The following is a 14,529-nucleotide window of genomic DNA, read 5'->3' as shown; positions in this document are numbered from 1 at the left end:
CCTCACCAGCGCCGGGTGAGTTGAAGCGAGACGACACGTCCGAGAAGTCCGCCCTGTCCCGGATCGAATCCGTATCCGGACGGCGCGTCGTGGAAGGGCGGATCCTCGTCAAACAGATTCTGAACGCTGAGGGTCAGACGCAGACCCTCAAGCCGGCTCGACGACGGAATCCAGTTCGCCTGGGCGTCGACTGTGTTCCAGCGTTCGATCGTGGTGCCGACGCGATCCTCGTAGTCGTCAACGTGGTTTGCGTGGAGGCCGAGGCTGAAGTCACCGCGCGACCACACGGCACCGACGCGGGCTCGAAGGCGAACCGGATAGCCAATCAGGCCCGCGACCTGTCGGACCGCCGCTGCAGGCGTGGGCCGGGTCTCATAGTCGAGAATATAGGAGGCGGAGGCATCGAACGTGACCAGACTGTCGCCGACCTGGAGTGGGTAAGCCCCGGACAGGTCAAAGCCTTTCACCCTGACGTCGCCGGTGTTGACCCAGCGCGCGTCAACGATGGCGGCATAAGACGCGACCGGAAAGAGAGGAGAAAAGCCCGGCAGGCTTGAATAGCTCTGGACCAGCGCCAGGTCGGCGGCGTTCGTCCCCGGGTTCACGAGGGTCACGAACGGCGCCAAGGCCGCGTCGCTGAGCACGCCGAAGAGATTCTCGGCGACGGGCTGGGCGATCCGGTCTGTAAACCTTGTGTCGAAATAGTTGGCGCTCAGATTGAGCCGTCCTCGGGGTCGATAGTCGAAACCAAGCGTGAGCGTCTCGGCGGTCTCCGGCTCCAGGTCAGCATTGCCGCCGACCAGGAAGAGGGCCAGCGCGGAGCTGCCATCGGCGCGGGTCAGGAAGGTTCCGAATGCGCCGGCGGCATCATAGATCTGCGGCAGGGACGCCGCTCGAAAGGAGGTTCCCCACGAGGCGCGAAGGCCCAGATTCTGGATCGGTGACCAGACCACCCCGACCTTCGGATTGGTCGTCGAACCGAAGTCATCGTACTCCTCGTAGCGGCCGGCCAGGGAGACTTCCAGACTGCGTACCCCGGGTCTGGCGTTATCCGGCCCGATCAAAGGGATACGCGCTTCGGCGAAGACGGCGCTGATGGACCTTTCACGTTGGGGGCTGGGGCTGAACCTGGGCGCGGCGGTCGAAAGGAACGACGTCACCTCGGTGTCGAACGTCTCCTTGCGGAACTGGGCACCGAGAGCAAACCGCAACGAGCCGCCGGGCAAGGTCAGCAAAGGGCCCTGGATTAGAAAATTGGCCGATGACGCGCGACTTCGGTCGCGAGCCTCGGAGAACCCGGCGCTGATGAAATCAAGAACGGCGCGCGAGTTCGCGGACCCGCTTCCGAAAAGATTGGCGTAGCCATCGACGCTTGCGCGAAACGATGTCGTCGGGTCATCGGCGATCGTGCCCAGCGCTTCGTTCAACAGGCGGCTGTTCACCCGATTGTAGACCCCGGCCAAACCGCGTTCCTGTGCAAACGCCAGATAACCGTCGAGGGACCAGTCGGCGTCGAACGCATAGCGCGCGCCCAGGGTCGCGCCGACGCTTTCCGAGGTCCCTTCTTGGCGTGTCGGACCGAGGTCGCCGAGGAAGGAATAGCCGATGGTGTGCGACGCTGCGCCCGTGGGCGAGACGAAGAACGGATTGGCTTGGGTCACGGTGAAAACGCCCGCGTTTGCCACGCCCGCAACCTCATACGCCCGTCGGCTGTAGCGCAGGTCGGCCGTGGTCTCGAACCGTTCGCCGAAGGATTGCCGCACGCGGCCGTAGACGCTGTGTCGTTCCAGGGCCGGGACGAGGTCCGCGCCCAGCATGGAAGACTGAAGGTTGGCGCTTCCCGCGATGAAATCCGCAGGCGTCTGCGCGGTGCCGCTTGCATTCGGACGGATGGCGAAGCGCGACACAAAGGCTCCGGCCGCAGCGTCAAAAGAGAGAATATTGCCTGGTGAACTGGACAGCCCCCGGCGATCGGTTCCGCCGAACGGGCGCAGGTCGCCGTCGGCGGTGTAGGGTCGATCGCGCGAGTTCAGGGCATTGGTCGTCTGGTACTCGTAGGAGATATAGGCGGAGCCCGACGACCAGGCCCGGCCCGCCACATGCGAGGCCATGACGTCCTCGGCACCGCCTTCCGCCGCGGCGACCCGCACCCGGCTTTCCTGTCCCTCGAACGACGGGCGCATGATCACATTGACCACCCCGGCGACGGCGTCGGCTCCATAGAGCGCCGAGGCTCCATCCAGCAGCACGTCAACCCGCTCGACCGCCGCCGACGGCAGGGCGGACACATCCCCGAATTCGCCTCGGAACCCCGTTCCGGCCAACCGGCGGCCGTTGACGAGCACCAGGGTCGACGCAGGTCCGAGCCCCCGGAGATTAACCCCCGTCGCATAGACGGAATTCGAGCCTCCCCGATCAGATCCGGCCAGCTGAACCACAGGCGTCGCCGACCCGGCGTAGTTTTGGGGCAGGTCCGTCAGAGCCTCAGCGACGGTTCCGAAACCCCGCCGATCCAACGCGTCGCGGTCCAGCATCACGACCGGCGAGGCAAGATCGCCCGAGGATTTCAACAGCGTCCCTGTGACTACCACCTCGTCGAGCAAGACCGCGCCTTCCGCGGCCTGGGCACCGCCCTCCCCTCGCCGCAGAAAAATGACCCCCGGACGCGTCTGGGACCACGACAGTCCCGATCCTCGTAGCAGGGTGTTCAACGCCTCCTGCGGCGCATACCGCCCCCTCAACCCCGGCGTCCGCAGGCCGGCGACCAGATCCCCGGTGAAAAATATCTGCTGGTCCGACTGGGTCGCGAACAGGTTCAACGCGTCTCCCAGCGACCCGGCCGGGATGTTGAACTCGCGCGCCTCCTGGGCGCAGGCCGTCGTCCCGACGGCGAGAACGCAGGCGACCAGCGCACTGCAGGACAAAAGACTCGAGCGACTCATATTCTTGGCTCCCCTCCCCGCCACATGGCGTCAGAGAAGAGACGGTTCAGACCCCGGGTAACCCCGGAGAGGTTTCTCAATTATTTTTTCGCTCCGAGAGGCGGACGGCTCCATCCGGCCCCGGAGAGACTTCAAGTTCGAACACCTGCGAGGCCGTGGAGACGAAGGCGTCCCGGTCCCCCGCTTTGAACACCCCGTTGACCGGGACCGCGTCCAGCGAAGTGGCGTCCAGTTCGATCTTTGCCGTCAGATACCGGTTCACTTCGGCCACGGCCAGACGCAGCGGCGTATCGCGGAAGACGATCCGCCCGTCCGTCCAGCTGGTCTCGGCCCGCACATCGACAGAACGGAGGGCGACCTCTCCAGCGCTTACGCGGGCATGCTGGCCGGCCGCCAACCGCTGCACTGCCCTGCCCTCCCCCGCCGGCGCCACATCGACCACGCCGGACACCAGGGTCACGCTGACGGCGGCACCGTCGCGGCGAACATCGAAGACCGTACCGACCGCCGTTACTTGCGTCCCGCCCGCCTGGACGACGAACGGCCTCGTCCGGTCGTGCGCCACGGTAAATAGCGCCTGTCCATGCTCCAGATCCACAAGGCGTTGATCACCCGCGAACCGAACCCTGACCCGCGAGGCCGTATCCAGCCGGATCGACGAACCGTCCGCCAACTGCACCACGCGCTGTTCGCCCACGGCCGTGACGAAAACGGTCCTGCTCTGCATCCAGGACCATCCGCCGATCGCCAGCGCCGCCGCCGCGCCGACCGCAGCCAGTCCCAAAAGGCCGCGCGGGACAGCGCGGGACCGACCCGTGCCGGCCTTGCGCGACATCGCAGCCTCGAGGGCTTCCATGATGGCAGGATCGTCCGCCAGTTTGCCCGTATCGGCCCAGACCTTCTCGACACGTCGATACGCCTCAGCGTTCGCCGGCACCGCGCGCCAGGCGAAGAATTCCTCGATCGTGCCAGTGCTTACGTTACGCGCGCCCAGACGGGCGTGCCAGGCGGCCGCCTCCGTCTCCGTGGTTTCAACCCGGACCGTCGGGCTGGTCATGATGCGCCCCATCTCTAGCGCCGAAGCTGGGCTGCGCAGTGAGCCAGGGCCTTGGTCATGCGCCACTCAACGGTTTTGGGAGAAATCCCGAGCTGCTCTCCGATCTGAGTGTTCGTCAGACCGCCGAACCGGGATAGCACAAAGACATCGCGTAGGGGCACAGGCAAGCTGAGAACAAGCTGCTTCGCCAGCACGTCATCGGTCTGAGCAGGCATTTCAAAGCCCCACCCGTCCAGTTGACCAACTTCTCGGGCGCAACGAGCCCGACGATCTCGTCCGGCATAAAGGTCCGCCGCCAGATTTGAAGCGATGCGCAGCAAGAGCGCTTTGGGATGCCGAACGGCCTGAGCGGCTTGATACGGGCCGACCCGCAACCAAGTTTCCTGAAACAAATCCTCCGCATCCTGAACGCCGTATCGCCTTACCAGCCGAGCCTTCAGCCAAGCGGCGTAACGATCGTATAAGGCCGATATGCCCCCCCGTCCGGGATCACCTAGTCGATCAGAGCCGTGGGACACGGATGTCTCCGCCTAACAGCGTATCGGCGAGTCACTTCAACTGGCCGTTCGAGAATCTAGCGGACAGCCAGAATGGTTACTATAGTGACTGGCCCGATGCGCTCAAATCCGTGCGCCTATGGCGATGGAGTTGCGGGCTCAATTTGGTCAGAACGTTCGGCGAGCTCGGCTCGGGCGAGAGATCACGATCGAAGCATTGGCCGAGGACGCTGGCCTGTCTTACAGTTACCTCGGCGAGATCGAGCGAGGGCTGAGAAACCCAACCTTGGCAGTCATCGAAAGACTCGCGGTTAGCTTGGCGGTGGAGCCGCATCTGCTTCTGCGGCCATTGGAGGCCCAATAAGGCTATCGGGCACATCGCACATGTGCGGTGTCTTCCCTTCCCACACCACGTTCGCGAGCGAAGTTACTATAGTAACTGGCCCAAATTGCCGATCTGGCTGTGTTAGCCGGGATGGGTCTAGCGGCAGATTTCGGACGGAATGTGCGTGAGCGACGGCAGGCCGCCGGGATCACCCTGGAAGCTTTCGCTCACGATGTTGGGCTGTCGTACAGCTACGTTGGGGAACTGGAACGCGGTCGCCGTAACCCAACCCTCAAAGTGGTGGAACGCATCGCGATTGCGTTAGGTGTGGATCCTCTGAAACTCCTCGCTCCCTAGGCACCTATGGCATGCCGGGCTCGGCTCGCGGCTCATATGCGCCAGAACTGGTCATTCACTGAGTGCCGGAGACACGACCTTCAGCCATGCCGTCTGAGCCTGGGAACGTCCGCTTTTCGGTCCGATGCCTCTGACCGCTCCTGACCCGAAGCGGACAGTAGCGTCGCTACATCCGAACGGTGATTTCTGAGTCAAAACGGCTGTTTTGAACGCCCGCTTTCGGCATTTCGTCCGCGATAGAGTCGTCGAAGACGCACTCGGGCGCTTCCAGAATATCTCACTCCCGGTCCCCACTGCCAGCAAGCAGGTCTTGACCTGAACCACCGGGCGAGCCGTTCGATGTCAGGCTGTTGTCAGGTTCCCGGATCACTCTCCCATCAAACGGAGGTTTCCATGACCAGCACGGCTCCTCAGGCGATCAGAACCGTCAAGACCTGGGACTGGGGCGTCCGCCTCTTCCACTGGCTTCTGGTGGCCTCGATCGCGGCAGCCTTCCTGTCGTCGGAAGAGGGCAGCGCCCTGTCGCCCTGGCATGTTCCGGCGGGGTGGGTGGCGGCGATCCTGATCGCTTTCCGGCTGGTCTGGGGCTTTGTGGGCGGCGAACATGCCCGGTTCGTCAACCTGATCCGTCCGTCGCGGATGGTGGGCCATGTGAAAGGACTGTTCGCGGGGCGGGTCCATGCTTCGCTGGGCCACAACCCGCTGGGCGGGATCGCCGTGATTATGCTTCTGGCTCTGGTCGCCGCGACGACCTTCACCGGGATAACCGGCGGAGAGGGCGGGCATGAAGTAATCGCCTACATCCTTCTGACGATGATCGCCCTGCACGTGGTCGCGGTCGTGGCGATGTCGTTCCTGACACGGGACAATCTGATCGGCGCCATGATCACCGGCCGCAAGAAGACAACCCACTTTCGCAATGCCCAGGACGCCGCTCCGCCAGCGCGCCTTGCCGTTCCCCTCGCTGTCCTCGTCGTGGCGGGATCCGCCTATGCCGCGACCCGCATCGATCCGCTGGCCTTCGTCCCCGGCGCGCACGGGGAGGCCGGCGAAGTCGACGAGGCCGGGGAAGCCGACGAGGACTAACCCTGCCGCCTGAGCGCTCCAGGGTTAGATCACGGTGCCGAACAGGTGGCCTATCCCGGCGGTCAGCCCCATGGCGAATGCCCCCCAGAAGGTGACGCGCAGGACGGCCTTGACGATGCCGGCACCGCCGACCCTGGCGCCGATGCCGCCTAGCAGCGCCAGGCCCACCAAGGCGGACCCCGACACCAGCGGCACGAGCAGCGATCCGGGCGCGACGACCACCACAGCTAGAGGCAGGACGGCTCCTACCGAGAAGGTCGCGGCCGAGGTCAGCGCCGCCTGGATCGGGCGCGCGGCAGTATGCTCTGACAGTCCAAGTTCATCCCGCGCATGCGCGCCCAAGGCATCGTGGACCATCAACTGGCGCGCGACTTCCAGCGACACCGCCGCATCGACGCCCCGGTTGCGGTAGATGGCGGCCAGCTCGCGCGTTTCGGCCTCGGGGTCAGCCTCAAGCTCGGCACGCTCGCGCGACAAATCGGCGGCTTCGGTATCGGCCTGTGAGCTGACCGAGACGTATTCGCCCGCCGCCATCGACATGGCGCCGGCGACCAGGCCCGCGACGCCCGCGACGAGAATCCCGGTCTTGCTGGTCTGGGCTGCGGCCACACCGACGATCAGACTGGCGGTCGACACCAGCCCATCGTTGGCTCCCAGCACGGCGGCGCGCAGCCAGCCGATCCGGGCGACCAGATGGCGTTCGGGGTGTCGTTCAAGCCGGCTCATAATAGGGTCCCGGTGGAAGGGGCGAAGGTGAGGATCAGTTCGGATCGGTCCGGCCGGGTCTCGATCCGCCCACCATGCGCCGCCATAATCCGCGAGACGATGGCCAATCCCAGACCCGCTCCGCGCGCGCTGGCATGGTTCCCTCGGCGATACCGTTGGCTGAGGTCAGCAAGGCGTTCCGATGTCAGTCCGCCACCGCCGTCGACCACCGAAAGACGGGTGCCGGGTCCGGCCGTCACCGTCACCGTTCCGCCTGATGGCGTAACCCGCAGGCCATTCTCGACCAGATTTCTCAGCGCGGCAGCGATGGCTTCGCGGCGGCCGTCCACCGGGCCGCCATTATAAAGCTCCAGCGCCACAGACTTATCTTCCGCGACAGCGAGGGGGGCATATTGCGAGACGATTTCGGTGGCGATGTCCGCCAGATCCACGGGCGTCGCGGACGCGGGAGCCGCCGCCTGCGCGTCCAGCTGCGCGAGCACCAGGAGCTGATCGACCAGCCGCGACATCGCCGAGACATCCCGCTTCAGCCTCTGGCCTTCGGGCGAATCCAGCCGGTCCAACTCCAGCGCGAGGACGGCCAGCGGCGTTCGCAGTTCATGGGCGACGTCGGCGGCGAAGGCCTCCTGCCGTGTTGCGGCCTCGTCGAGACGCGCGAGCATCCCGTTGACGGCATCCGCGAAGCCCGTCGCCTCGGCCGGGAAGTCATGGACGTCGACGCGAAACCCCTTGTCGGCGGCCTGGGCGGCCTCGATCCGCGCACCGGCAACGCTCAACGGCCGCAGGGACGAGCGGATGACCCAGAGCGCGGCCAGGGTCATCGGCACGATCAGCACCAGCAGGGGCACCACGACATGGTCGGCGACCTCGTTGGCGATCCCCGCGAACTGGATCTCGTCGCGTCTCGCGCGGGACGACAGACCGTATTCGACCCCGACGAACAGAAGCAGGACGAAGCCGCCGACGACGCTCATCAAGGCGAACCCGAGCATCAGGCGCTGAAAGATGGACGGCGTGCGGGTCAAACGACGGCGTCCCGCATCAGATAGCCGAGGCCTCGAACCGTGTGGAGCATCCCCGTGCAGCCCGCATCGTCGAGCTTGCGACGCAGTCTGGAAACGGCCACCTCGACCGCGTTGGGCGTGACCGGCTCATTGAACGCATAGAGCGACTCTTCCAGTGACCCTCGCGTCACCACCGAACCCGCGCGGCGCATCAGGGTCTCCAGAAGGTCGCCTTCACGGCGGGACAGTTCGATCGGCAGGTCACCGTGCGCGGCCTGGCGCGACGCGACGTTGAAGGCGAGGGCACCGATGTGAAGCACCGGCGTCATCCGCTCTCCGGGCCGCCGCAGAATCGCGCGACACCGCGCCGAAAGCTCCGAAGCCTCGAACGGCTTGACCAGGTAGTCGTCTGCGCCGGCGTCCAGCCCGGTAACCCGATCGTCCAGCCCGCCGCGCGCAGTCAGCACCAGAATGGGCGTCAGGTCGGTCGCGCGTCGCAGGGTCCGAACCCAGTCGAGCCCGTCGCCATCCGGAAGACCGAGGTCGAGGAGGATCAGATCGTAGGTCGCGCTGGCGACCGCCTCCGCCGCACCCTCGATGTTCTGACGCCAGTCGACGACGAAGCCGTCGCGGGCGAGCCCTTCGCTGAGGAGTTCTCCCAGCCTGACCGTGTCTTCAACGAGGAGGAGACGCATGATCGACATCCGTTCCGCTGGCGACGCGTTTCCAGCCGGTCACCATGGACATGACCAGATTTTCGCGGTGACGCCAGCTTTCCACCAACGCCGCGAGAACATGGATGATCGCAAGAGCCATGATTGCGTTGGCCCCGGTCTCGTGGGTGGCCTCAAGCCAGGGTGCACCCCAGAAGGCATCAAGGCCCATCATCCAGCCGGTCACGCCGCAGAAGAGAGACAGCAGGATCAGCGCGATCATCATCAGGCCGCCCGCCGGATTATGGCCGATGTAGCGCGGCTCCCTTCGCTGGATCATCGCTTTAAGGTAGCCGGAGAGACGACGGGGTCCGGCGACGAAGTCCGAGAAGCGCGCATGCTGCGGTCCAATGAAGCCCCATACCAGCCGGATGGCGATCGCCGCGACGATCACATAGCCGACGTATCGGTGAACCGCCTTTAGCTCACGGAAAACGGTCAGATTTGCGACGATGCCCAGAACAAGGGTCCAGTGAAACAGTCGAACGACCGGATCCCAAACCTTGGTGCGCCCGGGTGTCCCCGCAGGGGGGACGACTGTTCCACCCCCGAAAGCCACGGTTGCCTTGGTCACCGCGCTCAGTCCTCGTTGTTCTGGACCACGGCGCCGGTCACCGGGTTGAAATAGACCTCGGCGCGATGGCCATTGGCGGCGCGGGCATAGATCTCATAGCAGCTGCCGCTGACCTGAAAGACGCGGATATTGGTATAGCCCAGCTGGGTGATACGAGCTCGCATCTGTGCCTCGGTCAGCCACTGGGCACGGGGCGCGGTGGTGCAGACCGGACCGGCTGAAGCCGAGGTCGCAAAGCCGGTCATGGCCACGCCTGCGGCTGCAGCGAGGGTTAGGGCGAAGGCCGAAGGGATCAGGAACTTTTTCACGGGGAGCCTCGAGAGGATGGTTGGGTCGCCGGACGACATCGCCCGGTGACGCCAAACTGGGTTCCGAAGCTGACCGCCACCTGACGGCCCGGCAGAATTCCGGATCAGTCTTCGAGTGTCGGGCGATTTTCTCTCGTCAGGCTCCGGTCAGGCTTTAGGCCGAGACAGCAACGGCGCATCGGGCGCACCACAGCCACCGGAGACTTATCATGACCCTCAAGATTCTTCTGACCACCGCCGTAGCCGCGATGGCCCTAGCGGCCGGGGCAGCATCCGCCGAGGATTTGAATCCGCAGACGCGGGCCAATCTGGAAGCCGCCATGCATGGCGAGGCCTTTGCCAACCTGAAGTATCTCCGCTTCGCCGAGGTCGCGCGCGAGAGCGGCAACGACGAACTGGCCCAGTTGTTCGAAAGCTCCGCCAACGTAGAGGCCAACGAACATTTCGCCCGCGAGGCCGACGCCCTCAAGCTGGACGGCACCAATGACGCCAACCTTGTGGATGCGATGGCAGGCGAGCAATACGAGAACGTCACAATGTATATCGGCTTTGCGGACCAAGCCGAAGCCGTAGGCGACCTCCGCGCAGCCGCGATGTTCCGCCAGATCGCGTCCGACGAAGGTGACCACTACGAACGCTATCGCGCCGCCGCCGAACGCCTCCGTCAGTCCCGCTAGCCCTCCACGCTCCCTTCGCCAGGTTGGACGGAGGGAGCGGCAGCGGCACATTGTCGAAACTACGCCAGCATCTGGTGCGGCCCGCCGAATGTCACCTTTGCGGCTCGGGCTGAAGTTCTCTTCCGGGCACTTAGCGGGCCGCCAGAGGCCTGCAGAACAGAGTCCGCTTGCCCCCCATAGCGGACTCCAGAAGTGTCTGCTTTCGGGCCACCAGGTGAGCCCGCCCCCTTCATGCCGAAAAGCGGACTCTCCCAAGGTCCGCCTTGAGTCAAAAAGCGCCCTAACGACCCAGGTCCGCTCCCCGTCCCGCCACGACCTGCGCCAACCCGTTTGCCATCGGCTCCAGCGCGATCCTGCTCCCCATCCTCGCGGCGTCTCCCGCCCTCACCCGCGCATAGTGTTCGACCCCGCCCGCATCCTTCACCACCACGAACGGCGCCGCACCCGCCTCGTCGTGAAACCCGCTCTTCACCACCACCCCGCGCACTCGATCCGTCCCGAGCGGCCGCACCTCCCTCGCCCCCTCCAGCCGTCGCTGGTTCAGCGTCCGGATGATGTCCCGTCGCGCCTGCAGCGTCCGCAGCTTCGTCTCCATCTCCCCGTCGAGCTTGTAGCGCCGTCCCGCCCGAACGGCGAGACCTAGCCCCTCCAGATGGCGCAGCCGCCCCCGGGTCAGCGCCGCCCAGGCGTCGTTGACGCCCACGCCATCCTCGACCGTCCCGTTCGCATCCGCCGCCGCCAGCAGCCGCCGGTCGAAACCGGTGAACCGGTTCGCCCCGGTCTCCTTCCAGATGCGCCGTTCCGCCTCCACCCGCGACAGGTCCCCGAGCCGCTCCTGCGCCGCCTCCTGCGCCCGCGCCCGGAAGCCGTAGCCGATGTAGTCGCGCGGGATGACAAGGTCCCGCCCGTCACCTCGCCGCCCCCGCACGAGCACATGGGCGTGCGGCTGATCAGTATCGTAATGGCAGGTCGCCACCCAGTTCAGATCAGGCTCCCCCAGGTCCGCCGAGACCCGCCCCATGACCTCCCGCACATAGCCCTTCAAGTCGTCGATCCGGTCGCCGTGCTCCGGCGAGATGATGAAGCGGAAATGGTGCCGGTCCTCGCTCCAGCCCCCGGTCTCGACCGCCGGCTGGATGCCGTCCGCCGCCCGGTCGAAGAACTCCGGCCGCGCGCCTTCGACCCCGGCTCCCGAGCGTCCGAGATAGCTCACATGCGCCGCCAGGGCCGCCGCCCGTTCGGCGCCCTTGCCGATGTGGCGGGACACCAGCGCCTTGACGATCACCCGCTGGCGAACGTCCAGCCGGAAGGCCCTGCCCGAGCGTCCCTGCGCCGCCCTGAGAACGCCTGACCGGTCACCCAGGGCGAAGGCGCGCGAGCTCGCCAGCCGTCGCATCAGGCCGGTTCGGACGTTGACCCGGTCGGGTTTGAGGGACAGCGGCAGACGGACCTGGACCGCCTCCGGCTCCTGACCGCTGCCCGCCGAAAGACGGGACTGGATGGCTTCACGGATCAGCATTCGACGCCTCCGATCAGGCCGCCGGCATCGTCCGAAGACGACAACTCACCGCAAGTCGTCCAACACCCTCGGATGCGCCGCTAACCTATGGACAGGATACGAAAAACCCGGACCACCAAACACCCTCTTTTATCTTGCCCTAAGCCCCTTTTCGCAGATTTCCGAACACCGCCGTCATAGGTTCGCACATCGGACCAAACCTCATCATCGCGTCCCCGGTCCATCGCCTGGTCGTCCCCGAGGCGCCGTCTTCGATCGCGCAAACGCCCCGGACGACAAACAAAAACCCGCCCGGCCGAAGCCGAGCGGGTCGTTGAGGTCAGTTCCAGGCGATCACGCCGCGCGCGCCTTGATGGAGACGTGCCGCAGCCCGGACTCCATCGCCTTCTGTCCGAGGTTGAGCGCGGGTCCAAACGGCCGGCTATCCTCCGAACGGGCCCGATCCAGGGAATGGACCAGGGTCAGGCAGCAGGTCGGCTCGAGCGCGATCAGCTCGTCGTTGGCCCGGAAAGGCGCGGCCTTGCCATGGGTGTCGAAGTCGGCCCGGGCGAGTATCAGCTTCACCCCCTTCTGGCGGGACCATTTGATCGCCAGCTTCTCCGATCCCTTCGCCCCGGTCGTCGCGAGCGCCATGTCGGGCCACTCCTTCAAAGCCCAGTTCAGGGCGTCGAAGATCCGTCCGGCGTCGTCCGGGGTGTCAGCCGTCGGCGCGCCCCGGAAGGCGACCACCGGTCCGCCCGGATCGGCGTCCCCTGCCCTGCGGTTCCTGATCGCGCGGATGGCCTGTTTGGCTTCCAGCTGGGCTGCCGTCAGATGCGTGCCCCGTCGGCTGCCACGCCAGGCCGTCCAGACCTCGCCGGTCGCGATGGTCCAGGTTTCCGCGGCCGCGTCCCGGATCAACTCCGTCGCCCGGGTGGCCGTATCCCCGGCCCGAGCTTTGGCCGTCGCTTCCTGAAGCTCGGTGTCGACCGCCTCCGATCCGTCGAAGTCGCGGTCGAGGCTGCGCATCGCGTCGCGCGCCCGGTCCGCGTTGCGCTCGATCCGTCCGGCCGCCGAATGGAAGGCACCGATCAGGGCTTCTCCCAGGATCGTCTGGAAGTCCTCCAGGGCTGTGTCGGAGATCAGGTCCACAAGCTCGGTCATGAGCGCGCGCCCGAGCTGGATCAGGGCCTCCTCTGTGGGATGCGGACGTGGATCGCCGAGCGAGGCGGTCAGGTCGTCGAAGGCGGAGTCTGATTTGGCGAAGAAAGGTGAGGGAAAGGCTTGCATCGGGAACATCCTGTAAGAGATGTCGAAGCGCCCCATGCGCAACGACCCCGGTTTTGGCCACACCGGGGTCCCCGGCAGTCACCGGAGCGGACCGCCCTTGCGGGCCGAGAAGGGGAACGGCGCAGCCGTTGACTTCCGGGGTGGTGTGACAAAATCGGAGGGCGTTGTGTGGGGGCAGGTCCTCGCCCGTCTTCGGGCGAGGACACAACTCGGCGCCGTCGCGCCGATACGGACGACAGGACATCGATCTTCGCCGGCCTCGTCGGCGGCGAGCCGCCGGCGCCGCACGCCTGGGCGTCCATCGACGCCGACACCGATCGGACCTCGACCCCTCGCCCCCTCGACCGCCCGTCCTGGAGCCTTCGACCCCGGCCGAAGACAAAACGGCGACCTCATCGAGGCCGCCGTCGAAACAGTCACAGAAGTCAGCCCCGCGAAACCGGCCGGAGACCCGCGTCTCAATGCAGCCCCGCGAGCGCCTCCAGACTCTCTAGCGTCTGCCGCAAAGGGCGATAGGCGACAGCCGCGTGCGGCCCGCAGAAGGCACCCCGCGCGATCGGGCGTCCACACAGACTGAAGCCCTCCGCCCCGGGATCGCCATAGGGCCAGCGGCATTCGCAGCGCCGCACCGAGAGGATCGTAGCCAATCCATGGTCAGGGAGCGACGTCGATGCCGCCCGCAAAACGGCCGTGGCTAACGGGCGACGGTCCCTGCGCCGTGCGACGCGCGGGACGACGGCTTTCGGCGGAGGCGGGCGGCCCGCAGACAGGCCCAGCCTGTAGATCTTGCCGAGGACGGCGCTACGGGTGATGCCGTGGTCCAGTTCGCGCGCGATCCGGGCCGCGCTCCGGCCTGCGATCCAAAGGGTTCTGAGGCGGTCGATACGGTCTTCAGTCCAGGCGGAGGCGGTCATGGCGGAACTCCGGTGCCAACGAGCCCCATCGGCTCGCCCCCGTTCGCCCTTCGCCTTCTCCTCCGGCTTCGCACAGGAAAACGGCCCGGCGCACGTGCGCCGGGCCGTTCCGTCTCTCTCGCCGTCCAGTCAGAACGGGATGTCGTCATTCAGATCATAGCCGCTCGCCGGCTCCTGCACCTGCCCTTCGGCGGGACTGTCGTCCACCGGGGGTCGGGTGCGCCGGTTCTTCAGCCGGATGTCGCCGACGATCAGGCGCAGGTCGTAGTGTTCGACCCCGTTCTTGCCGGTCCAGGTGTCATTCTCGACATGACCCTGGATGACGACGCGGCTGCCCTTGCGGGCGTAGGCCTCGATGTATTTCTCTGTCGTCGCCTCGTTGAAGCAGATGCAGTTGAAGCCGGTGGTGCGCTCGCCGGGCGTGCCGTCGGCCTTGCGGAAGCGGGTGGTCTCCAGCACGCGAAAACTCGCGCGCTTCTTGCCAGAGCCCTGGGCCGACAGGATGGACGGGTCGGCGGCCAGATAGCCTTCGAGAGTGAGGGTCTGCATGAACAGTCTCCT

General features: G+C 66.1%; 16 protein-coding genes. 4 read left to right on the top strand and 12 right to left on the bottom strand.

All coding sequences use genetic code 11. The features are described from left to right. Positions 1-2: 2 nt before the first annotated feature. From AAC050_RS00890 to AAC050_RS00880, 3 genes are all read right to left on the bottom strand, one after another. A complete protein-coding gene (locus tag AAC050_RS00890; protein ID WP_292062158.1) occupies positions 3-2,942 on the bottom strand; it encodes a TonB-dependent receptor in 2,940 nt (979 codons plus the stop codon). 76 nt (positions 2,943-3,018) lie between these two features. Beyond that, positions 3,019-3,999, bottom strand: a complete 981-nt coding sequence (locus AAC050_RS00885; RefSeq protein WP_339913159.1) for a FecR domain-containing protein — start codon at positions 3,997-3,999, stop codon at positions 3,019-3,021. Positions 4,000-4,013: 14 nt separating this feature from the next. Then, positions 4,014-4,517 carry an RNA polymerase sigma factor gene (locus AAC050_RS00880; protein WP_339913158.1) on the bottom strand — a complete coding sequence of 168 codons (504 nt, stop codon included), beginning with the start codon at positions 4,515-4,517 and terminating at the stop codon, positions 4,014-4,016. 118 nt (positions 4,518-4,635) lie between these two features. On the opposite strand from AAC050_RS00880, the gene AAC050_RS00875 reads away from it, so the two are divergent. The 3 genes from AAC050_RS00875 to AAC050_RS00865 all read left to right on the top strand — a co-directional run bounded on the left by AAC050_RS00875 (position 4,636) and on the right by AAC050_RS00865 (position 6,264). Then, entirely contained in the window at positions 4,636-4,860 is a 225-nt protein-coding gene (locus AAC050_RS00875; RefSeq protein WP_339913157.1) for a helix-turn-helix transcriptional regulator, read from the top strand. A 111-nt stretch (positions 4,861-4,971) separates the two neighbouring features. Next, positions 4,972-5,178, top strand: coding sequence for a helix-turn-helix transcriptional regulator (locus AAC050_RS00870; RefSeq protein ID WP_292062164.1), 207 nt, complete (start codon positions 4,972-4,974; stop codon positions 5,176-5,178). Positions 5,179-5,571: 393 nt separating this feature from the next. Continuing rightward, positions 5,572-6,264 carry a cytochrome b/b6 domain-containing protein gene (locus tag AAC050_RS00865; RefSeq protein WP_339913156.1) on the top strand — a complete coding sequence of 231 codons (693 nt, stop codon included), beginning with the start codon at positions 5,572-5,574 and terminating at the stop codon, positions 6,262-6,264. 24 nt (positions 6,265-6,288) lie between these two features. Here AAC050_RS00865 and AAC050_RS00860 read toward each other — a convergent pair whose 3' ends face one another. From AAC050_RS00860 to AAC050_RS00840, 5 genes are read right to left on the bottom strand one after another with little or no spacing between them, the layout of a single operon-like run. After that, positions 6,289-6,990 carry a VIT family protein gene (locus tag AAC050_RS00860; protein WP_339913155.1) on the bottom strand — a complete coding sequence of 234 codons (702 nt, stop codon included), beginning with the start codon at positions 6,988-6,990 and terminating at the stop codon, positions 6,289-6,291. Then, positions 6,987-8,015: a HAMP domain-containing sensor histidine kinase gene (locus tag AAC050_RS00855; RefSeq protein WP_339913154.1), complete on the bottom strand. Its 1,029-nt coding sequence runs from the start codon at positions 8,013-8,015 to the stop codon at positions 6,987-6,989. The genes AAC050_RS00860 and AAC050_RS00855 overlap by 4 nt, the downstream gene beginning before the upstream one ends. Further along, positions 8,012-8,689 (bottom strand): response regulator transcription factor, encoded by a 678-nt coding sequence (locus tag AAC050_RS00850; RefSeq protein WP_339913153.1) that lies wholly within the window; start codon positions 8,687-8,689, stop codon positions 8,012-8,014. The genes AAC050_RS00855 and AAC050_RS00850 overlap by 4 nt, the downstream gene beginning before the upstream one ends. Beyond that, the gene (locus AAC050_RS00845; protein ID WP_339913238.1) at positions 8,670-9,266 is read right to left on the bottom strand and encodes a cytochrome b/b6 domain-containing protein; all 597 of its coding nucleotides are present in this window, start codon (positions 9,264-9,266) and stop codon (positions 8,670-8,672) included. Before AAC050_RS00845 ends, AAC050_RS00850 begins: the two co-directional genes overlap by 20 nt. A 20-nt stretch (positions 9,267-9,286) precedes the next feature. Then, positions 9,287-9,589, bottom strand: a complete 303-nt coding sequence (locus tag AAC050_RS00840) for a PepSY domain-containing protein (protein ID WP_339913152.1) — start codon at positions 9,587-9,589, stop codon at positions 9,287-9,289. Positions 9,590-9,798: 209 nt separating this feature from the next. On the opposite strand from AAC050_RS00840, the gene AAC050_RS00835 reads away from it, so the two are divergent. After that, positions 9,799-10,266, top strand: a complete 468-nt coding sequence (locus tag AAC050_RS00835) for a rubrerythrin family protein (protein ID WP_339913151.1) — start codon at positions 9,799-9,801, stop codon at positions 10,264-10,266. 280 nt (positions 10,267-10,546) lie between these two features. Here AAC050_RS00835 and AAC050_RS00830 read toward each other — a convergent pair whose 3' ends face one another. The 4 genes from AAC050_RS00830 to AAC050_RS00815 form a co-directional block, all read right to left on the bottom strand. After that, complete coding sequence (locus tag AAC050_RS00830; RefSeq protein ID WP_339913150.1) at positions 10,547-11,785, bottom strand: DUF3363 domain-containing protein; 1,239 nt, start codon at positions 11,783-11,785, stop codon at positions 10,547-10,549. 333 nt (positions 11,786-12,118) lie between these two features. After that, positions 12,119-13,054 carry a DUF2493 domain-containing protein gene (locus tag AAC050_RS00825; RefSeq protein ID WP_339913149.1) on the bottom strand — a complete coding sequence of 312 codons (936 nt, stop codon included), beginning with the start codon at positions 13,052-13,054 and terminating at the stop codon, positions 12,119-12,121. A 458-nt stretch (positions 13,055-13,512) separates the two neighbouring features. Then, positions 13,513-13,968, bottom strand: coding sequence for a GcrA family cell cycle regulator (locus tag AAC050_RS00820; protein WP_339913148.1), 456 nt, complete (start codon positions 13,966-13,968; stop codon positions 13,513-13,515). Positions 13,969-14,097: 129 nt separating this feature from the next. After that, positions 14,098-14,517, bottom strand: a complete 420-nt coding sequence (locus AAC050_RS00815; RefSeq protein WP_300443934.1) for a single-stranded DNA-binding protein — start codon at positions 14,515-14,517, stop codon at positions 14,098-14,100. Positions 14,518-14,529 lie beyond the last annotated feature (12 nt).

Origin of the sequence: uncultured Brevundimonas sp., assembly GCF_963974615.1 — a bacterium.
Classification (GTDB): domain Bacteria; phylum Pseudomonadota; class Alphaproteobacteria; order Caulobacterales; family Caulobacteraceae; genus Brevundimonas.
Note: the sequence above shows the minus strand (reverse complement) of the source record. Positions and strands in the feature narration are given on the sequence as shown.